General features: G+C 59.0%; 22 protein-coding genes and 3 pseudogenes. 14 read left to right on the top strand and 11 right to left on the bottom strand.

Features of this window, described 5'->3' with window-relative positions; translation table 11 throughout:
* Positions 1-15 precede the first annotated feature (15 nt).
* Positions 16-771, bottom strand: a complete 756-nt coding sequence (gene pepE, locus OKW43_RS38040) for a dipeptidase PepE (RefSeq protein ID WP_429453718.1) — start codon at positions 769-771, stop codon at positions 16-18.
* On the bottom strand, positions 743-1,111 hold the full coding sequence (locus OKW43_RS38035; protein ID WP_187639202.1) for a hypothetical protein: 369 nt from the start codon (positions 1,109-1,111) through the stop codon (positions 743-745). The genes pepE and OKW43_RS38035 overlap by 29 nt, the downstream gene beginning before the upstream one ends.
* A gap of 638 nt (positions 1,112-1,749) precedes the next feature.
* On the opposite strand from OKW43_RS38035, the gene OKW43_RS38030 reads away from it, so the two are divergent.
* Positions 1,750-2,052 (top strand): hypothetical protein, encoded by a 303-nt coding sequence (locus OKW43_RS38030; protein WP_187639203.1) that lies wholly within the window; start codon positions 1,750-1,752, stop codon positions 2,050-2,052.
* A 942-nt stretch (positions 2,053-2,994) separates the two neighbouring features.
* Here the strand turns inward: OKW43_RS38030 and OKW43_RS38025 are convergent.
* On the bottom strand, positions 2,995-3,888 hold the full coding sequence (locus OKW43_RS38025; protein ID WP_429453716.1) for a sterol desaturase family protein: 894 nt from the start codon (positions 3,886-3,888) through the stop codon (positions 2,995-2,997).
* On the opposite strand from OKW43_RS38025, the gene OKW43_RS38020 reads away from it, so the two are divergent.
* Both OKW43_RS38020 and OKW43_RS38015 read left to right on the top strand, forming a co-directional pair.
* Positions 3,865-4,683 (top strand): transposase, encoded by an 819-nt coding sequence (locus tag OKW43_RS38020; RefSeq protein ID WP_246530481.1) that lies wholly within the window; start codon positions 3,865-3,867, stop codon positions 4,681-4,683. The genes OKW43_RS38025 and OKW43_RS38020 overlap by 24 nt on opposite strands.
* A 312-nt stretch (positions 4,684-4,995) precedes the next feature.
* Positions 4,996-5,346, top strand: a complete 351-nt coding sequence (locus tag OKW43_RS38015) for a hypothetical protein (protein WP_187639215.1) — start codon at positions 4,996-4,998, stop codon at positions 5,344-5,346.
* 224 nt (positions 5,347-5,570) lie between these two features.
* Here OKW43_RS38015 and OKW43_RS38010 read toward each other — a convergent pair whose 3' ends face one another.
* Together OKW43_RS38010 and OKW43_RS38005 are read right to left on the bottom strand one after the other, a co-directional pair.
* Positions 5,571-5,963: a hypothetical protein gene (locus OKW43_RS38010; protein ID WP_187639205.1), complete on the bottom strand. Its 393-nt coding sequence runs from the start codon at positions 5,961-5,963 to the stop codon at positions 5,571-5,573.
* Between the two features lie 411 nt (positions 5,964-6,374).
* A complete protein-coding gene (locus tag OKW43_RS38005) occupies positions 6,375-7,361 on the bottom strand; it encodes a hypothetical protein (protein WP_187639206.1) in 987 nt (328 codons plus the stop codon).
* Between the two features lie 826 nt (positions 7,362-8,187).
* On the opposite strand from OKW43_RS38005, the gene OKW43_RS38000 reads away from it, so the two are divergent.
* Entirely contained in the window at positions 8,188-8,622 is a 435-nt protein-coding gene (locus OKW43_RS38000) for a phosphate-starvation-inducible protein PsiE (RefSeq protein WP_187639207.1), read from the top strand.
* Positions 8,623-8,994: 372 nt separating this feature from the next.
* Here OKW43_RS38000 and OKW43_RS37995 read toward each other — a convergent pair whose 3' ends face one another.
* Together OKW43_RS37995 and OKW43_RS37990 are read right to left on the bottom strand one after the other, a co-directional pair.
* Positions 8,995-9,912 (bottom strand): hypothetical protein, encoded by a 918-nt coding sequence (locus OKW43_RS37995; RefSeq protein WP_429453712.1) that lies wholly within the window; start codon positions 9,910-9,912, stop codon positions 8,995-8,997.
* A 422-nt stretch (positions 9,913-10,334) separates the two neighbouring features.
* On the bottom strand, positions 10,335-11,450 hold the full coding sequence (locus OKW43_RS37990) for a LysR substrate-binding domain-containing protein (protein ID WP_429453710.1): 1,116 nt from the start codon (positions 11,448-11,450) through the stop codon (positions 10,335-10,337).
* Here OKW43_RS37990 and OKW43_RS37985 point away from each other — a divergent pair.
* From OKW43_RS37985 to OKW43_RS37970, 4 genes are all read left to right on the top strand, one after another.
* Positions 11,442-12,992 carry an aldehyde dehydrogenase family protein gene (locus OKW43_RS37985; RefSeq protein WP_429453708.1) on the top strand — a complete coding sequence of 517 codons (1,551 nt, stop codon included), beginning with the start codon at positions 11,442-11,444 and terminating at the stop codon, positions 12,990-12,992. The two genes, OKW43_RS37990 and OKW43_RS37985, sit on opposite strands and share 9 nt — an antisense overlap.
* Positions 12,993-13,005: 13 nt before the next feature.
* Positions 13,006-13,632 (top strand): NADPH-dependent F420 reductase, encoded by a 627-nt coding sequence (locus tag OKW43_RS37980; RefSeq protein ID WP_187639211.1) that lies wholly within the window; start codon positions 13,006-13,008, stop codon positions 13,630-13,632.
* A 76-nt stretch (positions 13,633-13,708) separates the two neighbouring features.
* Entirely contained in the window at positions 13,709-14,356 is a 648-nt protein-coding gene (locus tag OKW43_RS37975) for an NADPH-dependent F420 reductase (protein ID WP_187639212.1), read from the top strand.
* Between the two features lie 9 nt (positions 14,357-14,365).
* Entirely contained in the window at positions 14,366-14,776 is a 411-nt protein-coding gene (locus OKW43_RS37970; RefSeq protein ID WP_187639213.1) for an ester cyclase, read from the top strand.
* A 384-nt stretch (positions 14,777-15,160) separates the two neighbouring features.
* Here OKW43_RS37970 and OKW43_RS37965 read toward each other — a convergent pair whose 3' ends face one another.
* The gene (locus OKW43_RS37965; protein WP_187639214.1) at positions 15,161-15,808 is read right to left on the bottom strand and encodes an IS4/Tn5 family transposase DNA-binding protein; all 648 of its coding nucleotides are present in this window, start codon (positions 15,806-15,808) and stop codon (positions 15,161-15,163) included.
* Positions 15,809-15,953: 145 nt separating this feature from the next.
* Here OKW43_RS37965 and OKW43_RS37960 point away from each other — a divergent pair.
* From OKW43_RS37960 to OKW43_RS37935, 6 genes and pseudogenes are all read left to right on the top strand, one after another.
* Positions 15,954-16,154, top strand: a pseudogene (locus OKW43_RS37960) (reverse transcriptase domain-containing protein); the annotation flags it as partial.
* Entirely contained in the window at positions 16,102-16,377 is a 276-nt protein-coding gene (locus OKW43_RS37955; RefSeq protein ID WP_429454749.1) for a group II intron maturase-specific domain-containing protein, read from the top strand. The pseudogene OKW43_RS37960 and the gene OKW43_RS37955, both read left to right, overlap by 53 nt.
* Before the next feature lie 79 nt (positions 16,378-16,456).
* A pseudogene (locus OKW43_RS37950) lies at positions 16,457-16,905 on the top strand (IS6 family transposase); the annotation flags it as partial.
* Between the two features lie 56 nt (positions 16,906-16,961).
* Positions 16,962-17,240: pseudogene (locus OKW43_RS37945) on the top strand (IS110 family transposase); the annotation flags it as partial.
* A gap of 418 nt (positions 17,241-17,658) precedes the next feature.
* Positions 17,659-18,105 (top strand): GFA family protein, encoded by a 447-nt coding sequence (locus OKW43_RS37940; RefSeq protein WP_429453705.1) that lies wholly within the window; start codon positions 17,659-17,661, stop codon positions 18,103-18,105.
* 343 nt (positions 18,106-18,448) lie between these two features.
* A complete protein-coding gene (locus OKW43_RS37935) occupies positions 18,449-18,832 on the top strand; it encodes a VOC family protein (protein WP_429453703.1) in 384 nt (127 codons plus the stop codon).
* 301 nt (positions 18,833-19,133) lie between these two features.
* Here the strand turns inward: OKW43_RS37935 and OKW43_RS37930 are convergent, their stop codons facing one another.
* From OKW43_RS37930 to OKW43_RS37920, 3 genes are all read right to left on the bottom strand, one after another.
* The gene (locus OKW43_RS37930) at positions 19,134-19,994 is read right to left on the bottom strand and encodes an IS5 family transposase (protein WP_090812218.1); all 861 of its coding nucleotides are present in this window, start codon (positions 19,992-19,994) and stop codon (positions 19,134-19,136) included.
* Positions 19,995-20,318: 324 nt separating this feature from the next.
* Complete coding sequence (locus OKW43_RS37925; protein ID WP_429453701.1) at positions 20,319-21,344, bottom strand: IS630 family transposase; 1,026 nt, start codon at positions 21,342-21,344, stop codon at positions 20,319-20,321.
* A 509-nt stretch (positions 21,345-21,853) separates the two neighbouring features.
* Positions 21,854-22,186 (bottom strand): hypothetical protein, encoded by a 333-nt coding sequence (locus OKW43_RS37920; protein WP_429453699.1) that lies wholly within the window; start codon positions 22,184-22,186, stop codon positions 21,854-21,856.
* Positions 22,187-22,646: the final 460 nt, after the last annotated feature.

The following is a 22,646-nucleotide window of genomic DNA, read 5'->3' as shown; positions in this document are numbered from 1 at the left end:
GTCTTTTGAACATCCTTACTTCTTGAAGTCCGGCCAGCCCTCGGCAACAACCGGTCCCTTGATCCGCGCGAGGGGGAAGGACTCGTTTGATGCGATGTTGACGGTCGTCGTCGAGTCGACGAAGTGAAGTGCGCCACGCTCTCCGAGCACAGTGCCGGTCAACCCATCAGAGAGCAACGCAGATCCTTCGGGAAGTGCCAAAACCTGCTCGGGAACATTGATCTCGAGGAATTCAGCGAGACGCTCTTCCCGGCTCTCGCCGTTGTGTCCCACCGGCTTGCCGCTGATGAAGTGCGGATTGATCTGGAAAGGCACAAGTCCGAGCGCGCGCAGCGTAGGTGGCTGGACGATGGGCATGTCATTCGCTGTACGGATAGTCGGGCAAGCTACGTTGCTTCCCGCGCTCCATCCGATATACCGCGTGCCCGATTTCACCTTTTCCCGGATGATGTCGACGATGCCGGCGTCGTACATACGTTCAAGCAGCGCAAACGTATTTCCACCACCGACGGCAATCGCGTCGGCCTGCTCCACAGCCTTGCGTGGATCCGGACTGCGGTGGATCGCTTCGAGTTCGTAACCGAGCTTTTCGAAAACAGGCTTGACGATCCGTTCGTAGGTATCGAAGCTGAACGTCACGCCCGCGTAGGGAACGAAGACGATCTTGCGTTTCTCGCGGCGCAGGACCGCGTGAATCTGTTCGGGAGCGTGTTCAAGGTAGCCAAGGTTGTCCTTGCGCGAGCTACTCATCAGCAAAATGCGTTGTGTCATGAATGCCTCGTCGGCTATAGCCGGTCAGTGCGTGATGGCTGCGCGAATCAGCGCGGCCGTTTCTGGTTGCTTGCGGATCCTTGGTCATTGGCGCAGTGCAATCATTCCGAGAAAGCAAAGTCCGGTCTTCGTCCATCATGGGACGCTCGCGGCGGCGTTCTGAGAGGCGGCATACAGGGTCGGTACGCGTCAGCTGGTTGAGGCGCGCGTCGGCGAGCAGCGCATGAACGCCGACAATCGCGGCAGGAGGGTCTCTTGTCGGCATGCGGAGAAAATCGGTTCCCCGGTTTTCCCTTCGATGTCCGTGGGCGTGGTCCATCTGAGCAAACTGAGCAAACAACGTGAAGCTTCCGCCGACGTATTCCCGCCGACGTTAAATCGGTGCTCGCCGCCACGGGTTCTTCGAAAAGAGTTCGCAGCCAGACTCAACAGAGAGTAGACGGGCCTGGAACATGGCGAAGGATTGCGCGTTCAGCGTCCCCATACTCCTCGTTAAATGTCGGGTCCTGCCGCTCAGTGCGTATCCTGCCTCACATACCGTAGATTGTCGCGCACACGTCTGGTCACAAGGGAGGTTAGGTAAATAGGTAGACTGTGCGGATTTGAGTGAACCGCACCGGGTGAGGCGCAGTTGGGAGCCATTGCGGTCCGGACAATCTCGAAAGGACATATTGTGTTTGTGTGCGCTGCAGCAGTCTAATTTTTGATTCAACATTGTGAACGTTATGCGGGAAAGCCCTTGAATGTTGATCAGAAGGGGTTCTTCAACTGGAGTGCGACCCGGCATGCAAATGATATTTGCTGCTCTGCACAAATGCGCCATACTATTCACCAACGGAACGGATACGCAGCACGCATGCGCTCGGGCGGCAGCATGGTGAGACCTCGGCGGCCGCTTCCGATCGTCAATGGCGAGCTATGCAGGCGGTATGCGCGAAGCGCTTCGAACCATTTTCGTCGATCAACCGGGAGGTGGACATGCTGACTTTCGCCGAATTGCAAAGCACGCTGCAAATCGAGTACGAACTGCAGATCGAAGCGATGGACGAGCAGACATTGCGTGGGCTGCTCGCGGATCCGATTGCACTCAACGCACTGGTGCCGGCTTTTATGAGCTTTGCGGAGGGGCGCCGGATAGCGGAAGCAACACTTGTACAACTGCTCGCTCGCGAGCCGTCGAACGCCGAACGGGGCATTCCGCATGAGGCCGCGCCCCTTTGGGCGCAGTGGCTCAAACCATTCTGGATGCTGCCGCTCTTCGGTGCACGCAAGGGCGAGTAAAGGCGCTCGGCCGGCCCGATCAACGCCGAATGGAATTGCGCTGGACCACGCATACCGGTATCGCGACCGCCCAAGCGGCAGAGGCCGGCCAGTTTGAGACGTCTAACGGCATTACGCGAGCGACCGCTGACTCCGCGAACGCGGCCATTCAAGTGACAGACGTTGTCACCGAGTTTGCGGCACTCACGGCCATACCGTAACTGTCATCGCCAACCAGATTTAGCAGGTACGTCACTGCGTCACCTGCGCTGCCCGTTCTAACACTACGGCTGCGTTGTGCCTTCGGTGATCGCGCCTGAACACCAGGGAAAGGAAGTCGAAGCGTCGGGCTGCCAGCCGCGAGGGCGCTGCTCTGTAGCTCCAGACGCCCGACGTTTGCATCGCGGGACTGCCTGGAAATCAGATGCGCCACGCCTGTCTTTGACGTTTAGCCATCGGAGACGCGTCGTAGCAGATACACGACAATCACTGCGGAACCGCTGACAAAAATTGCCAGCCCGATCGCTTTACGCGCGAGCGTGCGAACGCGCGCGCGGAGCGTGTAACGCACAAACCAGGAACTGGTTCTGCGCAACATCATTCACTCCATGGGCGCCTTGACGGGCGCGTCGCGTCGGGGAGAGACGGCCCCCCATGTTGCCGGAGCGCAGGCCGTATCGCGACGTGTATTTGCCCTGATCCTTGCTTGACAGTCTTTACCACTTCGAACTCTTTGAACTGAGGATAGCTGGATAGAGCGGGTAGATGCCGGTATCCGGGCATTCTGAAACCAGCAACCAGCCTGTCTTCGAACCGTGAACTGCAATTATCGCACCTCAGGTTCAAAGGCACAGAGCAGATGCTTTACGGTCTACTGACAGGTTCTTTGCACCAGCCGGTCCGGACCAAATCCAGGCGCACATGAACCGGCCCGTTTGGGCATTGCGCAATGCAGGGATGTTCTCAGGAGGAACTGCGGCGAGCCTTTGCCGGTTGCCGCCATTGTTCAAGGAAAAACTGCAAGCCGCCCAGTTGCTGTGCAATGTAGCCGCCCGTGGCCATCGATTCCGGTGCGCGCCGGTCGCCTGTAGCTGGGTACTCGGCGGAGAAGTCTGCTGTACCAAACACGATGTCCCAGATCGGGAACACGGCGCCGTAGTTACAGGAATTGCGGCCGGCCGCGCGCAGGCCATGATGCAACCGGTGAATGCGTGGCGAGACGATCAACCGGTCCCCGAGCCAGCCGAACGAAAGCTTGATATTGGCGTGGCTCAGGCTTTCGATGAAGCGCATGAACAGGAACAGCGGCGGAAACTGCAGCGGCGGAATACCGATCGCGAGGCCGACGATGCCGAACCAGATTGCGGCGACCAGGTCGTCAAGCAGATGGTTGCGGTCGTCCGACCAGAAACTCATCTGTCGCTGCGCATGATGCAACGCATGCAGTGCGTACCAGCTACGGTATGAGTGCGACAGGCGGTGACGCCAGTAATCGGCACAGTCCAGAATCAGCCCGTACGCGATGAAGGTAATGACCGGATGTCCGAGAAGCGGCGGTATCAACGTCTCAAGCGTTGGCGGTATGTAGCCGTGATCGACCACGAAGCCGTTCACCCACACCTGCACCTGGTAGAACAGCAGGAAACTGACGACAGGCAACACCCCGACGCGGTTGAGGATCGCAACTGGTTGCGGGTTTTTTCCAACTGGCGGAATCGGTTGAAAGGCCCCCCGTGCTTGGGTTCTACCCGCCTGGCACGAATCGGCTAGAATCCCGATGCTTTGAAGGTCGAAATGGCCGAAAGTCAGTCGTGGCAAGAGATTCCAACGAGATTGAGCGTCGAAGAGTTCGAGCAATTTGTCTGGCCGCATCTGAGCAAGGGCCGTCGCGGACCCGCGCGAAAGCTCAGCGCGCATGCGATTTTCAACTACATCCTGAAGGCGCTCTATCTCGGCTGCCAGTGGAAGGAGTTGCCCATCGAGAAGGATTGGCATGGCCGTCCCGAGATCCATTACACACGCATTTATCGCGCCTTCCGGCGCTGGGAATCGGACGGATGCCTTGATGCCATTTTCGAGGCTTCGGTGTTCAGGCTTCATGGCGATCACCGCCTGGACACGCGCATCATCCATGGCGATGGCACCACAACCGCCGCGAAGAAAGGCGGCGACAATCTCGGCTTCAGCGGCCACAAGAAGCTCAAGGGCTGCAAGGTGGTTGCCCTGTGTGACCGGAATTGCAACGTCATCGCGCCGTTCGTCAGAGCACCGGGCAATCGCAATGAATCGCCGCTGTTACGAGAAGCGCTGCCGCGCCTCACGAGCATCGCCCGTGCGGTGGGGCTGGATCTGCGCGGCACGGTCATGAGCCTGGATGGCGTGTACGATTGCCGGCCCAACCGCAAAGCCATTTTCAATCGCGGCATGGTGCCTAACATCAACCCTAATTCGCGCGGCAGAAAAGGACCGAAGTGCGGGCGCAAGCCGCTGTTCGATCCGGCCATCTTTAAAGAACGGTTCAGGACAATCGAGCGGGTGTTCGCGTGGGAAGATAAGTTCCGGCGCCTGCTGCTGCGCTTCGAGCGACTCAGCCACCTACACTACGCATTGAAAACCCTCGCGTACACGATGATCAATCTTCGACACTACTGACGAAGCTGATCACTTGCTTCGAGACCTTTGTTTCATCGCCGGCCATCGCGCCGTGGTCACGCTCGCCCGCACCATGCCGATACCTTCGCACAACGACACACATGGTCGCATCGCACGCCTAGCCGCCGCGATTCCTTCCCATCCCATGGGCTTGTCCAACCGCGCTGCGCCGAGCCTGCTTGAAACGCGCAACCAGTTGACCGTGAGGCACCTACGATCGGCCTCCGCGACGTTGATGCGGAACAGTGGAATCGCTATCGGCATCCGGAGCGTGCAGGGTGGTACGCGCGTACGTCGGCCGGCGAGCAAACGGTGTATTTTGAGGAGGCCTCGCAGTTTGGGGTCGACGCCGAAGCCGCATGTGAGTTTGTGACTTGCACGTACGACACCGCGTTCATGCTGAGAACTCAGCACCATGATGCGATGGAGTCAGCGCGTTTCTGGCTGAACGAAGGCATTGTGAAGCTGCCGGTCGGCATGGCGCAGCGATATCAGGAGATGGCAAAGCGAGGGCAGTACTTCGGCAGGCTCGCCCAGCGTTTAAATCTGACGCCCGACGAGCTGGACATGCACCTGATTGCGAATAGCGTGAGTGACGCGCAGCACGCGGCGATGCTTAAGCCGGCGGCGCCGCAGTTTGATCTTTTCGCCGCAGCAGCCTGATCGGCGTGCGGCAGTTTCTTTCGACATCCCCGGGGCTTACACCCTGGGGATTTTTCTGTTCAGCGCGGGCGTTCGGGGAAGGGCTCCGGTCGACCCTGAGCGGCCAGACGCGGTCGCGACAGGCGGAAGGCCGCTTCCAAGGTACAACGGTCATCCGTACTAGCATATCGGCTCCGCACTCGGCTGCAGCGGTCGTTTGCAATTGATCGGCGGTTTCCCCCTACCTAATTTTCTGCCCTAGAGATATTGCACTCGCCAGCGTGCGCGCTGCTGGTGCCCGTATTCTTCAGCGAAAGCGTGAGTCTGCTTCCTCTGTTCGCGGTGATAACCTGCCCATAACTGACGGTCGGGATAAACTGAATATCCGGAGCAACCGCCACGGGAGGATTCCTTGATCCATCAACGGTCAGGTCAAGTTCCACGGTAATCGAGTCGATATCAACGCCCCAGTCTTGTTTCCGTGCCGCCTGTTCCTTCTTGAAATTGCACAAACCCTCCAGGACTTGATTCAAGGCGGTTGGAATATCGACAGGCTTACCAGGGGGAATTGGTGGTGTGTTGCAGCCGACAACCAGAAATGGCAAGACAAACAGGGGGAGAGAGAGGTAGGCGCGCATCAAGGTCTCCTGCTGGAACTTGTACGACAGTCGGCATACGCCTGTGTCGTCGCGGATTCAGTACGCGGCCAGTCAGACGCCGTGACTCCTCGACCACGGGGCGCTGTTCTCTCCAAATGAAGATCCGCCCGCGCGAGCTGTCGATCGCAGCAGCTTCTAACGACGATGAGAGGCGACACCGTGGAACCGAAGAAAAACGGTCGGCGGCTGAGTCACCCTTTCGAAGTTTAGGTCCATTTCTGGAACTGTCCATTCGACATCCATGTTACTCACGTTGGCCGACGCGTGCCTAGCGTTCGGACTGTCACACAAAAGGCCTGGTGCGATGGGCTGCTTTTCGGAGACGCAAGCGGGCGCCAGCGGGATGATACTCACAACCCAGAATCCAAGGTGGCCCGCGCTCCGGACAGGCTAGAAGCTCATCGCAAACCCGAATGACACGCCGTGCACATTGTGTCCGAACACGTATCGCACCATCGCGCGCGTGCGAGTGATGACGATGGGATACCTGCTGCTGTCGAGTTCAAGGCCGACTCCTAACGACGTGAGGTCGTTGAAACCCAGCACCCCCGCGCTGTCGCCGAAATAGTGCGAGTAAGCGGCTTCGAGCACATAGCGGATTGGCCGGTCCAGCGCATGCCAGCCGGTAGGCGCACGCCAGCGTGTCCAAAGGCTCACTTGCTGCGCGATGGCTGAACCCTGAACGGCCTCAGAAGAACCGCCGAAGCTGCGCAGGTAGATGTCGGTAGCGCGCAATTCGGCGTCGATTTCATAGTTCTCGCGGTAGTGTTCGTAGTCGAGCATCAGCGAGCCGCCGTAGCCATACGCGTCCAGCGACCCATTCTCGAGAAACTGGAGGTTGGCGTCGGTGACGCGATTGAAGATCGTCTGACCCACCTTCAGATCACTCGAGACGCGGCCAAGCGTACCGTTCAGGATCGGACGGAACACCAGTTCATCCGTGATCCGAAAGTCCCAGCCAATGCCGACCGTGCTACTGACGGTGTTCCATTTTGTCGGTATCGCACGCTGCCCGGAGCCATTCGTAGCGATGAAAATCGGATCGTAACGGCTATAGGCGAGCGTGCCCTCCAGGTACAACGGAAAGGACCTGCTGATCGTGAAGCCGCCGCCAAACTGCGTCTGCCCGAAGCCGGGATTACCGGTGGTGCCGCTATTGACCGACAGGTTACTGGTAGTAACGTCCGGTACTGTCGTGTAAGTCATGATCGCGAGCACGGCGTCGGCATGCTGCTTCACATTGCCGCCGACCACGGTCGTGCCCGACAATTGGCCCGGCGTGACCTGCGCATTCGACGGGCTGGGCAGCATGGCCAAGGCCAGAGTGGCACACGCCCATGATGCGCAGCTTGACCAATGCGTCCAGAGTGCAGGCATTGTCAAACGACCTCGCCATTTGTTCGTCCGATTGCAAACTGGCACGCAGCGTACCGAACGCACATGACACACTTCTGTCTGTTGTGCCGTGTTGTTCGTCTTCTACGAGACCGGCATCCCATGCCAGCAAAACACTTCGAGACAACTGATCAAGCCCTTAACGACCGTTCCGCCATTCGCAGCAATTGGAGTGGCCTACATTGCACTCCGCCCCATTGTATCGCTGAACGAGCCGATAGATTTCGGCGAAGCTCTACCCGTGCGTTGAAGAGGATTGCGCGACCGACGTGACTGCCTCATATCGGTCCGGTCGATGACGCAACGAGCCCAATTGATGGGCCAAGCTCCGCTACCGGAGTGGACCAGCCGTTCGAATGTTCGCGTGAGCTCTCAGGTGAATGACGCTTCCTGGCCGATCTCTGCCTGACGGCGATCGGCGGCACGCGACCCTGAGCCGCCGCTCCCTTCGTGACCGGCGTATGGCCGCATTGAGGAGATGAGGCAGCGTTCGTAGTGTCGCGGTGCCAAACCGGTGGCGACGCTGTGACGCATCGATGCGCCATTGCCAATATGCTAGCGTCTGGCGTGCCGTTCCTCAAAATGAACGGGAGGCAGTTATCAATGGGCGTGCCCGTGTGATCCGGGTGAAGCTCGCGACCCGTGCCGCGTTCATCGCCATTGGCCACCAATCATCTTCTCAACGGCACGGCCTGCCCGGTCCCGCTGCCTCCGCTGCGGGCATGCCAGGCAATCGGTGCAGCCATACTTGCGCCGATGAGCAGCTATGTCGAAATATTCATTTCAACGTTTCAAAGGAGCAGTGTGGATGAAGTATGAAGGCGCTCTGCACCGGAGCATCAAAAGGCGGCTCGAACAAGTGATAGAGATGGCCGAACTGGTGGGCTTGCTGGCCATCGGCATCGGGACCGCGCTGGCGATGGGGCATCTGATCTGGAAGATGACAGACTCCGGCGGCGTTACGCTGACTGATTTGCTCCTCATGTTTCTATACCTCGAAGTGTTTGCGATGGTCGGGCAATACCTGAAGGCGGGGCAGTTGCCCGTGCGCTTTCCGCTCTACATAGCCATGGTCTCGATCGCCCGCGATGTCATCCTGCGCGCTGGCGCAAATACCGAACTGCATCTTGTCGCCTCGGCTGGCGCCATCTTGCTGATAGCGCTAGGTGTGCTGCTGATTCGTTACGGACAGTCCAGGTATCCAAGCAATGCCGACGAACGACCTGACGAGGGTGCGCGCTAAGCGGGCAACGGCCATGCGGTTAGTCGCCGGGCGACTCCACGTCATCATCACCGAGGTGCGGGTCCACGCCCTCCGGTGCGTCGCGGTCATAATACTTGCCCAGGCGCAGTACGCCCAATGCGTGATCTCGAGGAAGCCAATCCGTCTGCAGTGAACACGAGCTTCACGTTGCCGGAAGCATCAACCTTTTCAACGCCACACTTCTTGCGAGTGCAGCCGTGCTATTGATTGATACAGTACGGAGCTAAACCGCCAGCTCCTGACCACGACAGTAACTCTGCACGATATCGGCGTCGGATAACGGGAATGATTGCCACGCTACCCGACACTACGCGCTCATCGACCAAGCGGAATGAACAGACGTGAGCTGGGTTAGTCGCCGACGAAGATGAGCCCGTGCGGCGTATTCATCCCGGTAAAGACAGGCGTCATCGCGCCTGTCGACGTGTTGACCGTCAAGAGCGTGCCCTGTCCCGCGCTGTACGCCGTGCCCGCAGTGAAGCCCGCAGTCGCGTCGATGCGATAGATCATTTGCGCCGTATTGTCCGACAGCAGCATGAACGAATTGCCTGACGGAGCCCAGCGCGTATCATCCACCGGCCACGAATTGCCGTACAACGTCAGCGGCAGCACGCTCACCGATTGATTCGCACCGGGGTTCGTCACGAACACCAACTCCGAATCCTGCTGGCTATCCACCACCAGTTTTCCGCTCGGATCGATCGCCATCGAATCCGGGTCCGTCATGTTGAGCGTCACTTGCGTATTCGTGGGGATATTCGTCGCCGTTGCGTTGCCCATCAGCGCAGGCGTCAGATGGAACGTTTGATGATCCGAATTCAGCGTCACGGTATAGACCGACGGCACTGAGCTCACGCCGTTGGGCGCGGTCGCAGTCGCGGCGCCCACCGTGGGATTGGAGGCGGCCGCGTACACGACACCGTTGAGCATTTTCATGTCGTCGAGCCCCCCGCTATGTATCGGCGTCGTATCCGGGGTGAGGGTTTGCTGAGTATTGGCCGTCGTGTCGATCACGATCAGCATCGGGTTCGCGTCTTCGTTCGTGCTGACCCATACGGTATGCGAATCGTATTCGAGCAACCCATCCGGATGGCCCGGAACCTTGAACGTCCCGACAATATTGCCATTCAGGTCGTACTCGATGACCTCGCTCTGCGGCGAGGTGCCGGCGACGGCTGTGCCATCGGGATTGTTATTGTTGTCCTGGGCAATCACGAAGATGTTGCTGCCGTGCAGAAGAAGATCGTCAGGCCGAAGTTTGCCGGGCATCTGGGCGAAAACCGAAATCTTGTAGCCCGCAAGCGCCGCGGCGACCGATGCGGGAACAGCGATGCCAGATGCCGCACTTGTGCCAGTGGGCGATACGCTATCGCCACCACCGCATCCCGCGAGCGTCGAGATGAGACCAGCAACACAAGCTATTTTTTTCGGGTTCATATGGATTGAAGGACTTCATTAGGAAGTTTCTAACCATATATTTCACACTTGAAGAGTTGATGACGCTGCGCTACCGATCTACCAACGAATAGCCAACAGAATGCCTGCACTGAACCGCCCCGGGAATCCTGGAAACCGGTTTTCTTGAGTCCTCCCGCGCACAGCGCTTCAAGGATTACGTGACAAGTGAAGTGATTGGAAAGCGCTTCTTGGTGTTGTGCCTGGAAGCCGCATGTGAGAGCCGTACCGCGAGGTCAGGCAGGGGTCGCTGGCCGCGGCGATGCCGTTCCGGTGACAGCGGGTTCCTTGCGTCGAACGAGCGCTCTGGAGCGCTTCACGACCTCGCTCTCCCGGACCTCCCCGACCACGAACTCGACGAAGGCCGTGACGCGCGGCGGCAAATGCTTCCTTGCCGGGTAGTAAATGCAGATGTCGCTGCGTCGCGCGGTGAATCGCGCTAACACACACTTCAGCTTGCTCGCCGCAATAAGAGGAAGGGCGTGGTGTACGCCGAGCAACGCGATCCCGCATCCGGCGACCGCGAGTTCCGTCAACGCTTCGGTGTCTGTCACGACGAGCCGGGAGTGAGGCTGGAACACAACTTCCTTGTTCCGCGCTTGCAGTCGCCACGTCTGAATTCTTCCCGAGTTCGGCGAGCGGAACAAAATGAGTTCATGACGCTCGAGTTCCTCGACGGAACGCGGCTCGCCGTGCTGCTCCAAGTAAGAAGGTGCCGCACACAGGATGAGCGTCAGCGGTGCGAGGGGACGCGCGACCACACTGGAGTCCGTGTCCTTCAGTTGTCCGATCGCGCAGTCGTACCCTTCTGAAATCAGGTCGACATGACGATTCTCGAAATGCAGGTCGAGCGTGACATCCGGGAAGCGCTCCTTGAACCTGTTCAACACCGGTAGCAACGTGACGCGGCTGAATGCGATTGGCAACGACACTTTAACGAGCCCGCTGACGTGGGTTTCTTTAGACGACACGGCCGCGATCGCGTCTTCGATCTGCTGCGCGGGCTGCTGCACCATTGCGTATAGGCGACGCCCTTCCTCGGTGACCGACAGGTGACGGGTGGTGCGCTGGAACAGTCGGCAACCTAGCAACGCCTCGAGCATGCCGATCTGTTTGCTTACCGCGCCAGGTGTTACGCCTAGCTGACGGCCTGCCGCCGAAAAGTTCGTCGACTCGTACGCTGCCTCGAACATTTTCAAGGCCCTGAGCAGGTCGAGAGAGCCGCCGCTTTCGGTCTTCATCTTTTCCCCAAACTCACAACTGTTTTCCTGCCCTGTAGCATAGACCAACCTCGTCGTCGCGCCGAGAATTACCCTTGTCTTGCAACCGCCAGGATGTCGACCATGGACCACGAATCGGCACAGTCACCGCAGCGAAAGAGCCTTTCGCGCGGACAGCTTCTAATCGACGGGAAGTGGCGCGACGCGTCAGACGGCGCGACGCTTTCGACCGTCGATCCCACCACCGAGGGGAAGATAGCGGACTTCGCGAAGGCGACCCTCGCGGATGTCAACGCAGCGGTCGAATCTGCGCGCCGGGCCTTCGAAACGGGTGACTGGCCGCGCATGCATCATGAAGCGCGCGCAAGAATCCTGTTCCGGATGGCCGATCTGCTGGACGAGCGGGCCGAGGATTTCGCGCTGCGTGAAGCGATGGATATGGGCATGCCGTACGGCGACTTCGTGGACATCATCATGCCGCACTGCGCAGGACTGTTCCGCTTCTTCGGCGGTCTCGCGATGCACGCGATGGATGGCGCTTATCGCACCTCATACGAAGCGCATACGCGGATTCTGACCCGCCGAGAACCGCTCGGCGTGGTAGCGGCTATCACGCCATTCAACTTCCCCTTGGCCCTGACCTGCTCCAAGGTGGCCCCAGCATTGGCTGCCGGCAACACGATCGTGCACAAACCGGCCTCCGACACGCCGCTGACAGCGCTGGCACTGGCTCAGGTGGCACTCGATGCCGGCGTGCCGGAAGGCGTCTACAACCTGATCACCGGACCGGGGGGATCGCTGGGCGACGCGCTAGTGAAACATCCCCTAGTCGACAAAATCGCCTTTACTGGCTCCACGAGCGTGGGGCAGACCATTATTCGCAATGGGGCGGACACGCTGAAGCACACGACGATGGAACTTGGCGGGAAGTCCCCGAACATCATTTTTGCCGATGCCGACGTGGATACCGCGGTCCAGGCGGCGTTCTGGGGGATCTTCTGGAACAAGGGCGAAGTTTGCGTCGCGGGCTCACGGCTGCTGGTCGAGCGTCCGGTCTACGACGAGGTCGTCGAGAAGTTGGCCAGGATGGCACAGGCGGCGGTGTTGGGCGATCCGCTTGAGCCGCAAACCCATATCGGCCCAATCGCCTCCAGGGCGGAATTCGACAAGGTGCAGCAATACGTCGAGGCTGGCAAGGCGTCGACGGCCCGCCTGGTCGCCGGCGGCGCTACGCGCAAGATCAACGGCAAAGGCCTGTTCATCGAACCCACGGTCTTTGCTGACGCCACTAATGACCTGAAAATCGGCCGCGAGGAGATCTTTGGGCCGGTCCTTCCGGTCATTCCATTCGATGGCGAAGACGAGGCCGTACGCATTGCGAATGACACGCCCTATGGACTCGCGTCCGGCATTCAAACCCGCGATCTGGGCCGGGCGCTTCGCCTGGCGGACCGCATCAACGCGGGCACTGTCTGGATCAATACGTGGCACAAGTACCATCCGAACGGGCCTTTCGGCGGATACAAAATGTCCGGCTACGGACGCGAGCAAGGCGCGGAGGCGCTCGATAGCTACACGCAGTACAAAACCCCTATGGGTCAACACTGCGTGAGAACAGCACCGGCTCGCCGCCGGATCGCCACCCCGCTCCATTGGCAGACCATGAAACGTTGAAGGAGGCTCAATCGTGAAAATCGGAATCATCGGTGCCGGTAACGTGGGAACCGGTCTCACGAAGCATCTCGTCCCCAGAGGTCATTCCGTGATGCTGAGCTTCAGCCTCGATATCGAAAAACTCAGAACGACCGCAGCCGAGCTGGGCGCGAGCGTTGGCACAGTCACCGGAGCGGTTCAGTTCGCCGACGTGGTCGTGTTGGCCACACCGTGGACTGCCGCACCTGAAGCACTCGAGCAGGTTGGCAGGGCACCCCAGAAAAAGATCCTGTGGGATTGCACCAATGCACTGAAGGCTGACATGAGCGGCTTGCTCGTCGGGACAACCACCTCGGGCGCCGAAGAGATCGCGAGGCTTGCGCCATGGGCGACGGTGGTCAAGGCCATCCCGCCTTTCGCGGAGCTGATGCATTCGCCCAGCATGCTGATAGGCGGCAACCGCGCGGGCGTGTTCGTGTGCGGCGATGACAGCGATGCGCGGGCCGTGGTCGCAACACTGGTCGGCGACATCGACGCCGAGCCGATCGACGCAGGACCGCTCACCCTTGCGCGCTACACGGAACCGGCGGCCATGCTGCTGGTGCAACTGGCTTACGCACACGGGTTCGGCACCAGGATCGGGCTGTCGCTACTCCACTAAAAAGTTGCGCGCGCCTCATGAGACGCGTTCCTAAGTACTGACTTATGGCCGGCTATGACTGGTCGAGGAGGCTGAGATGAACGTAGGCGTATTGGGATCGGGTGAAGTCGGTCGGGCATTGGCCGCCGGCTTCGTCAAGCATGGCCATGACACGATGTTGGGCACGCGAGATCCACAAAAGCAGGAGGTACAGGACTGGGTCCGCAATACAACCGGAGCCAGGGACGGGACGTTCGAGGAAGCTGCGCGGTTCGGCGAGATCGTCGTGCTCGCCGTTCTCGGCCGGATCGCTGAGAGCGTGATCGAGCTTGCACGGCCAGAGAATCTCGCCGGCAAGACAGTCATCGATGCAACCAACCCGCTTGCCGACGAGCCGCCGGTCAGCGGGGTGCTGAAATATACGACGGGACCGAACGAGTCACTCGGCGAGTGGATTCAGGCGAAGGTTCCCCTGGCCCACGTGGTTAAGGCTTTTAACAGCGTCGGGAATGCGCTCATGGTGAACCCGCATTTTTCTGAGGGTACGCCGACCATGTTTTTGTGTGGCAACAGCGACGATGCGAAGGCCGAGGTTGGCGAGATCATCCGGCAGTTCGGATGGGAGCCCTACGACTGCGGAAGCATCGTATCCGCACGCGCGATCGAACCGCTGTGCATGCTGTGGTGCCTGCCGGGATTCCTCAGGAACGACTGGCAGCATGCGTTCAAGATGCTGACGAACTAAGGGGGAGCCATGCAGCCGCTTCAAGTGCCGGGCAAAGGCGATCCCGGTCTGACGCTGGAAGAGATGAAGCGATTGGTGGCCGATCACTTCGAGGACTTCGTCAACCGCAAGAAACCGGAAGTTGCATCGTTGAACTTTAGCGCGGATTTCCTCGACCACGACGAACCGTCGGGTCCTCAAGTCGGTCCCGAGGCCGCAATGGCCATGATGAAGGCGGCTTATCAAAAGTGGCCGGACTTGCACGTCACCATCGAAGACATGATCGCCGAAGGTGACAAGGTGATGGTTAGAAACACGTGGCGCGCCACCGACGCGGTTTCCGGGAAAAAGATCGAGTTTCACGGCTTTGTCCTGTGGCGGTTTGCGAACCGGAAAATTGTCGAACGCTGGGCCACGTTGACGACATCGCGTGACGTTTGATTAGAGAAAGGAGGACCAAGAGCATCAGCGCCCGTTACATCCGCATCGGTGATCAGGGTGTCGGTGCGAGTTCGATCCGGGCGCGGACTGCAAACAGGGCCAACCCGCGCGTAGACGGCAGGCGCGTCCGCTCTACTCAGATCCATAACGTTGAAGGGGTGTTTTCGGAACACGTGATCGACCGGAATCGGTTGGAAGTGCCCCCTCTGCGTTTCCGGAAGCGACGGCCACGTCACGGTGCTGGTCGGCCTCGGCCCCCAATCTGCGGTCGCCTGGAAGGGCCGACGAACTGTCGGTCCCCCGGCGCTGCGAACGGGCACATGGTCGCTCGTGAACGGACACTCACGAACCGGCCGCGAGCTGCTGGTTGTGGCCGAGGGTGTGTCAAAACGTGCGGCGGCGGTCGCCGATATGTACACAGCGATCCGGATCGCCGAGTCGGGTCGTTGATTGCCGCAGATTCTCAATCCAGCGAAAGCTTTCCTTTTGCTCGATCGGTATGCGAGTGAAGTTGACCTTGCTACGCCGGGTCGCAGTACCCTTGAACTCCTTGCGGCTCCAGAACTTGATGGCGGCCACTCCTAGCGGCAGGCCTTGCGCTGTCACCGCGAGACTTGAATGCATCAGGATGCCGCATTGCGGGCTCGGCGTCGCCCGGCCTCGCCGCTGGGCGGAAGTTATCGCGCTGCCAGCGTAACCGATGAGTTCGGGACGCTCCCTTTCGTACGAAAACGTAGTGGTGTCCTGAAGGACAAGAACCGGTCCATCGGTCGAGAAAAAGCGCTGTGCGGTTGCCTGGAAATGCCCGCTCAGAATGTCTTGTTCACAGACACGATCATTGTCCATGAAGCGATAGGCGGCCTTTGTACTGGCCCAATCCTGACAGGCAAGCAGAATGGTCTGCCCCATGCCCTTCCACAGTTGCTCCAACAGCGTTCCAAACCGCTTGCGTAGCCGCGCGTCCCGGAATTCGCTTCCTTCAAGTTCCCGCTCAAACCACGCCTGATCTTCTACCTGTCGTTTCCCGGCCATTCTTCTCGCACGCATCGTCGTGATGCAAGCCAGGTTACCAGGATTCACGAAAGAAGTGGGTAATCACAAGCGCCCCCTCTCGTTTACAAGCAGAAAATCCCCTCTTCACTCACAGAAATGTGGGTAATCCTGAGCTCAGGGCGGGGTGGTCAGCCCAATCTTGATGAATCTGTTCATGCACTATGCATTTGACGCATGGATGCAGCGGCACTTTCCGCAATGTCTCTTTGCGCGCTATGCCGATGATGCGGTGGTCCATTGCCGCAGCGAGGCGCAGGCGCAGGAGGTCATGCATGCCATTGCCTCGCGGCTGGCGGAATGCGGGTTGCAGATGCATCCTGAAAAGTCCCACGATACGTGGCTGGTGGAACTACTATGGGGCTTTCTATCGGACGGCCATGCACGGACTCGGTCGGTATCTCGACCGCAAGCTCGTGCGCTGGGCTCAGCGCAAGTACAGGACACTGCGACGGCACACACGGCGCAGTGAGGAGTGGTTGCACAAGATGAAGAAGGCCTACCCGCGACAGTTCGTACACTGGCAGTTTCACGGGGCACAGGTTGGATAACGGGAGCCGTATGACGCGCGAGTGTCACGTACGGTTCTGCGAGAGACTTCGGGCGCAATTCCCGGGGTCTGCTCACCCGTATATCAAAGTCAAAGGCCAGTGGAAGTACCTCTACCGGGCGGTGGACAAGGCGGGCCAAACCATCGATTTCCTGTTCAGAGCCAAGCGCGACAAGGTCGCAGCGCGGCGCTTCTTTGAAAAGTCGATCGCTCAGAACGGTGTACCCGAGACGGTAACCATCGAAAAAAGCGGCTCTACTGTAATCTGGCTGCGTTGCACGCGGTGAACGCCGAGCGAGAGACGCCCATCACGATTCGTCAAGTCAAGTACCTGAATAACGTGGTCGAGCAGGACCATCGGGCCATCAAACGCATCACCCGACCGATGCTGGGCTTCAAGGATTTCCACTGCGCGCGCGTCATTCTGAGTGGCGTCGAATTAATGCACATGATCAAGAAAGGGCAGATGAAATGTCGGGGCGAGACTCCGCTGTCTCCCGCACAGCAGTTCTACTCGCTCGTTTCATAAGCAATCCTCCGCATATCACCGCTGCTTGACCCATTGACCTTACTGCGACAGAGCCGTGCTGGGTCCATTGGCGCCTGCAGTGCCCGAAATTCCTGCGCCAGACCTTCGTGGAATGGGCCGCCCAGACCATCCCCCGGTCATCGTGGGCTGGTGCCTACTACCGGCAGCAGCGCGCGAAGGGCAGCTCACACCACATCGCCGTGAGGGCCCTTGCATTCAAGTGGATTCGCGTCCTGTATCGCTGCTGGCAGACGCGCACGCCGTACAACGAGACCGGTTACCTCAACGTGCTCAGGAAACGCGGTTCGCTCCTTGCCGGCAAGGTGGGCACTTAGGTCGAGACCGGGTCCTGCTGTTTTATCTGATTGGGGCAAGCCGCGCAGCGGCGCGTCAGGCCGAAGGCGAAGCTCGCGGGGAGACGGTGGGCAACGAGGGAACCGCCGTCAGGCGGCTGTCCACAGCCTCGTGCTGTGGGCAGCTTCGTTGTCCACGGGCGGGCGCGGAATGAACGTCATAGCGAGACGCAGATGTCGAACAGAAAACTTGACAGACACACTCAGGGCATGACTCTACCGGGTACGGCCGATCACCGGCGGGCAGAGGCCGGTCAGGAACGGTCATTCGGCGCTGGTAGCCGAAAGCGGTCGATCGCCGCTATCCTTGGAAAGGAAACAGCCGACCGAGGCGCTATCCTCTGGTTCGACTGCCACGTGCGCGATCGACCCTGCGAGATCTTCAGCGCGGACCTCTATCATGGCCGGGCGCATACGATCGGGCGACTGTCACGCCACGGAGGGAGCAATGCTCAAAGGCCGCTGTTTTTGCAGAGAAGTCAGTTATGAAGTGCTGAATATACCCTTCGATTCCACAGTTTGCCACTGCGCAGACTGTCGCCGCGCATCTGCGGCCCCGTTCGTCGCCTGGTTTAGCGTCAAGCGATCCGAGTTTCGGTTCGTCCATGGCGAACCAAGGAGCTTCGCAAGCAGTAAAGCGGTTTTGCGAACTTTCTGCCCGGACTGTGGCACGCAATTGACTTATCAACACGACGATTTCCCCGACGAGATTGACATCACGACATGCAGTCTCGACGTGCCGGACCTGGTTCCTCCCGAGCATCACACTTGGACATCAAGGAAGTTGCCGTGGGTTCATGTATCTGACGCACTGCCGAAACACGAGGGCAGCTATTCCAAGACCTGAATTCAAATAGCACGGCTGCACTTTTGTGATGGTTATCGAAACGGGTTGCGCGCGGCTTGGGCCGCCGCCTGGTGGTTGGCTTATGCTCAGACACACAAGGCTCGCAGGAAGACGGTTCTTCGTGGCCCATATCCTCGAACGTTGAACGGCCGCTTTCGGAAATGGGTAGCTCTGGGTCGTCTACGGAAGTTCATCATGGGACCGGGTTCGGCCATCAGCTGCCGGTCGTAGTTTCAATTCATTTGAATGCCATCAGGTGTCGACTATGTTGTATCCATGGCGAGAAAAGAAGCCGTTCTTGGGCAGAAGGGCATATTCGGTCACAACCAGTGAGGGTCGAAACGTGAGCGTACAGCTAAACCACACTATCGTTTGGTGTCGCGATAAGCAGAAATCGACAAAGTTCCTGATGGACATCCTAGGGCTGCCGAGTCCTATCGAGTTCGGGCAGATGTTGGTCGTTCGGCTCGCAAATGACGTCTCGCTCGACTTCTTCGAGAGCGACAGCACGATTTCCATGCAGCATTACGCGTTTCTGACCAGTGAAGACGAATTCGAACAGGTCTTCTCCCGTATTCGTGACCGAGGGCTTCGGTACTGGGCCGACCCTGGCAAACAACGTGCCGGCGAAACCTATCTGCACAACGGTGGCCGGGGAGTGTATTTTGACGATCCTGACGGTCATTTGCTTGAGGTCATGACCCGCCCTTATAAAATTGGCGCCTAGAGGTTCAACGGGAATTGGCGCCCACACTTCGTGGCAGGCATGTCTATCGGCCGTGACGGATCTCGGGCCACGCTTAAACGTTGAATGGCGGCTTTCCACACAACTGGTTGCGCGTTTCCGTCCATTGCGAACGGAAGAACTACGATGACCGTTGGTAATCGTGCGAAGCCAGGAACATCGTTGTGAAAAGCGACTGGTATCTCGATATCGGAGTTTGCATTATGATCAGGAATGCGAATGCAACAGGCGTGAGCAATCACGGCGCGTACCGCAGTCAGTGAAGTGCGAGCCCCGCGCTGGTTCAGCAGTAGTGGCGCAGGTTAATCATCGTATAGGCAAGCGTCTTGAACGCGTAGTGAACGTCACTGATACGTTCAAAGCGCAGCAGCAGACGGCGGAACTTGTCCTCCCAGGCGAAGACCCGTTCAATGGTCCTGAAGCGCTCCTCGAAGATGGCCGGATCGTAGCGCTGCTTGCGGCCCCGCTTCGGTATTTTGCGTCCGCGCGGATTCTCGGGGATGTTCGGGGTCATGCCGCGATTGAAGATCGCCTTGCGGTTGGCCCTGCAGTCGTAGATGCCATCCAGGCTGACGATTGAACCGTGCAGGTCCGCGCCAATGGCGCGGGCCATGGCGGTAAGGCTGGGCAGCGCGTCGCGCAACAGCGGTGATTCGTTGCGGTTGCCGGGAGCGCTGATGAATGGAGCAATGACATTGCAGTTGCGATCGCACAAGGCCACCACCTTGTCGCCCTTCAGATGCTTGTGCCCGCTATACCCGAGATTGTCGCCGCCTTTCTTCGCCGCCGTCGTGGTGCCGTCGCCGTGGATGACCGAAAGGTCAAGCAGCTGGTCCTGATGAAGTTGCTGCACCGAGCCCGAAAAGATGGCATCGATGCAACCATCGGCCTGCCAGCGACGAAACGTGCGGTAGATGCGCGTATAGTGAATTTCAGGGTGACCTTCTGCATTCCTGTCGATCGGCAGCATCTTCCATTGGCAACCCATGTACAGTGCCTGCAGGATGTAGTTGAAGATCTTGTGCAAGGCCAGCGTGGGGGGAGGTCCGCGACGGCCCAAGCTCAGATGCGGCCAGACAAATTGCTCGAACTGCTCCAGGCGCAATCTTGTTGGAATCTCTTGCCAGTATGGGCTTCGGGTCATTCGCTGCGTCCAGAAATCTGGACTTTAGCCGATCTGGCTACTCTGACCTGAAATCCAGTCCTGGCGCGGCTTGCAGACAAATTTCACGGCCGTCGAAAACCCGCAACCAGTTGCACGCGAGGTTCGTCATTGTCTATGCCGCAGATCCGGCCGGTTCGAATCTCTTGGCAGGAGATCCGCTTATACCGAATTTTCCGAGCAACGCAGTTCTGCCTGCAATGTTGGCAGTCGGTTGGGATGTCACCAACGTTTATCCCGGTGGCGCCAATATGTGGCTTATCAAGGTTGAATTTACTAAGCCGAAACAAAGTAACCGAACATGGGTCAAGCCGCGAAGCGGACTGACGGATGTTGAAACATGGATCGGACCAAGGCCGGAATCTTCTGCAGCGAGCGCAGAACCGCTCGAACTCGCTGCTTGAGATGCCCCGGACCTTTAATGGCAAGCTTGCCGATCTTGTGATGTTTGAGATAACCCCATACCAACTCGTCCGGGTTCAGATCTGGCGAGTAAGCAGGAAGGAAGAACAGACAAAGGCGCCCATTCGATTCCGCGGCAAGCTGCCGGATCGCTTTGCAACGATGTACCGGATGACCATCGGCAATCAGGAAGACAGGCGCATCGGCGGTGAGCATCAGTCGTTTGACGAAGTCGACGTACACGGAGATCTTGAAGCTGCCTTCGAAACACATGAATCGAAGTTGGCCACGCGGGCTGATCGCTGAGATCAGGTTCACCTTGAAGCGCGCGCCAGTGACTTCGACTACCGGTGTTTGACCGACCGGTGCCCAGGTCGTGCCGCTGTGATAGTCCGATCGCACCGTCGATTCGTCGACGAAGAAGATCTGTGCCCCGCAGCGTTTGGCCTGCCCGGCAATGGCCGGGTATTCGTTCTGCATCCATGACTCGACCAGTTCAGGGTCGCGTTGGTAAGCACGCGCAAGCGGACGCTGGGGTGAAAGCCCGAGCTTGCGCAGCAGTCGACCGACCGACACCTCGGAGAGCCTGACGTTGAAATGATCGCGAATCAACTCCCGCACCATGTCTCGCGTCCACAATGCAAACTCGAACTTCATCTGCATGGGGTTCTTCGTTGTGACCGTCTGATAGACGAAGCGGATAGCCTCGGACGGCAGCTTCATCGGTCGACCAGGGATTGCCTTGGCTCGTAACGCCTCGATCCCCCCTTCGCGCCAGGCCGCCAACCACTCGTAAATACGCGCTCTCGAGAATCCCAGCGTGCGGATCACGTCCTCCGGCGACTCGCCAGCTTCGACACGCTTGACCGCCCGAATGCGGATCTCTTCCAGCGTTGCATGTGAAAGCTGCCGGCCGTCGTCCTCGCGCATCTCGCCTCTCCCTAAGCCCCTTAAAGCTTAGACCATGGCGTCGATTTATGTTCGCTTACTTACGCACTGGTTAGTAACTTGCGCCGCGCCTTTAATACAGTTGGCTTACTTCAGCAAGCAGAATGCCTAGCGTCGCGGGGTTCATGCGCATCTGGTTGCGGCCGCCGGAAACTGTCGCGAAACGTCGGCCATTCATCAGTAGTCGTCGGGGAGGGGGCTCGCTTCGGAGAGTTACGACTGTAAAACGCTTTCGCCTACAGCGCGGAGTATGGCGCACGACACTTCTTGCCCGGGCTGAAAGCCCCACTGCCGTGCGACGGAATCCGACGGCAGCGGGCCAGGCGACGAAAAGCCTTCAGGCCAGCTCTTTAACCTGTCGCGTCGCCCGCTCCGAAACAAGAAGACCCTCAAGCATCCGGGCGTCAGCTTTCGCGATGTCGTTGAGGGAAGCAGCGCTGAGTTGCTCACTGAATACAGCAAGAGCGGTGGATAAAGCCAGGTAATCTGCATCACAGACATTGGGCGTGAGCGATGTTCGCTATCTCGCGGTAGCGTTCGCGCATCGAACGGCCGGGTCGAATAGTTCTCGAACCCGTGGGCGGCTGATGAGCCCCGATGTAGATCCGCGTGAAGGGTACCACTGCGGGAACGCCATCGATCTCACGCACCTGCGTCGTCTGATACGACTCCCCAGGAAAGTGTTGGACGCATCCTTGCTCGATGCGACGCTGCACAAACGGTATCACCCGGTTTTCCGGTATTGTCGGCAGTGCGCGGCGCACGGTTACCACGGTCTGCTGCATCAGCTTGAGGAAGAAGATCGCTGTCCGGCGCATCAACAATCGCTCGAGACGCGCTGTCCGGAGTGCCGCCGCGAGAGTCCATTCATTATCAACAGCAGCGTGATCGAGGGGCCGTTCCGATGCGCCTAGTGTCGTTCACATCTTTGCTATGGGTTCCTTCCGGTCCGTTCGATGACGCCGGCGATGCGACGGCAGGACCGCCTTGCGATCCACAATCGAGTACTTCTACGACTAGGCACTGATGCCTCGGGTGTGTCGAACGGGTAGTCGCCGCGTTTCGGTGCCGGCCGCGGGGTAGGAGATCACCCTCCCTTTGCTGACCGGTTCATGGCGAAGCAGTGGAAATGGGTTGCGGCGAATGACGGTTAGTTGCACTTCGACGGTGCCGACGCGAAGTGACACATTTAATTACGCGATAGAGACACATTTAATACGTTCTACGCTTCCCAAAAAGCGTGACAGAGTGCCTCGAACGGAGGCCGCAACCATGACGCGTCGC

Source organism: Paraburkholderia sp. WC7.3g, assembly GCF_050436345.1.
Taxonomy (GTDB): Bacteria; Pseudomonadota; Gammaproteobacteria; order Burkholderiales; family Burkholderiaceae; genus Paraburkholderia; species Paraburkholderia podalyriae.
This window is presented reverse-complemented; position numbering and strand designations above follow the sequence as displayed.

Coding starts and splice junctions, on each gene's coding strand:
- pepE (WP_429453718.1), bottom strand. CDS start 771: ATGACACAACGCATTTTGCTGATGAGTAGCTCGCGCAAGGACAACCTT.
- OKW43_RS38030 (WP_187639203.1), top strand. CDS start 1,750: ATGCTGACTTTCGCCGAATTGCAAAGCACGCTGCAAATCGAGTACGAA.
- OKW43_RS38010 (WP_187639205.1), bottom strand. CDS start 5,963: ATGCGCGCCTACCTCTCTCTCCCCCTGTTTGTCTTGCCATTTCTGGTT.
- OKW43_RS38005 (WP_187639206.1), bottom strand. CDS start 7,361: ATGCCTGCACTCTGGACGCATTGGTCAAGCTGCGCATCATGGGCGTGT.
- OKW43_RS38000 (WP_187639207.1), top strand. CDS start 8,188: ATGAAGTATGAAGGCGCTCTGCACCGGAGCATCAAAAGGCGGCTCGAA.
- OKW43_RS37995 (WP_429453712.1), bottom strand. CDS start 9,912: ATGCCCGGCAAACTTCGGCCTGACGATCTTCTTCTGCACGGCAGCAAC.
- OKW43_RS37985 (WP_429453708.1), top strand. CDS start 11,442: ATGGACCACGAATCGGCACAGTCACCGCAGCGAAAGAGCCTTTCGCGC.
- OKW43_RS37975 (WP_187639212.1), top strand. CDS start 13,709: ATGAACGTAGGCGTATTGGGATCGGGTGAAGTCGGTCGGGCATTGGCC.
- OKW43_RS37970 (WP_187639213.1), top strand. CDS start 14,366: ATGCAGCCGCTTCAAGTGCCGGGCAAAGGCGATCCCGGTCTGACGCTG.
- OKW43_RS37965 (WP_187639214.1), bottom strand. CDS start 15,808: ATGGCCGGGAAACGACAGGTAGAAGATCAGGCGTGGTTTGAGCGGGAA.
- OKW43_RS37955 (WP_429454749.1), top strand. CDS start 16,102: ATGCCATTGCCTCGCGGCTGGCGGAATGCGGGTTGCAGATGCATCCTG.
- OKW43_RS37940 (WP_429453705.1), top strand. CDS start 17,659: ATGGCCGGGCGCATACGATCGGGCGACTGTCACGCCACGGAGGGAGCA.
- OKW43_RS37930 (WP_090812218.1), bottom strand. CDS start 19,994: ATGACCCGAAGCCCATACTGGCAAGAGATTCCAACAAGATTGCGCCTG.
- OKW43_RS37925 (WP_429453701.1), bottom strand. CDS start 21,344: ATGCGCGAGGACGACGGCCGGCAGCTTTCACATGCAACGCTGGAAGAG.